Origin of the sequence: Stenotrophomonas indicatrix (assembly GCF_002750975.1) — a bacterium.
Classification (GTDB): Bacteria; Pseudomonadota; Gammaproteobacteria; order Xanthomonadales; family Xanthomonadaceae; genus Stenotrophomonas; species Stenotrophomonas indicatrix.
Genome location: NZ_PEJS01000009.1, coordinates 1 through 281 on the forward strand (window position 1 = coordinate 1; position 281 = coordinate 281).

The 281-nt window shown below is 69.0% G+C and carries 1 pseudogene; it reads left to right on the top strand.

Features of this window, described 5'->3' with window-relative positions:
• A pseudogene (locus CR918_RS21225) lies at nt 1-281 on the top strand (TonB-dependent receptor); the annotation flags it as partial.

Sequence of the window (281 nt, forward strand, 5' to 3'; positions counted from 1 at the left end):
ACGCTACGCCTACGTGGAAGCACGCGCCAGCCACAACCGCCAGCGTTTCGAGCTGGGGCCGACCGCCGTCGCCCTCAATTTCAGCCGTGGCGCGATCCTCAACGTGGTCCTGCAGGAAGGCGGCGAAGTGCGCCCGCGCGTGCATGCCACCGAAGGCGACATCAGTTTCGGCATGGGTCGTGAGCGCGCCGGCCGCAGTTGGGATGCTGGCCTCAGCGCGCAGCGCAGCCAGGTGGACCTGCGCACCGAAGGCACCGTGCGCAGCGAACGCCTGCTGGAAG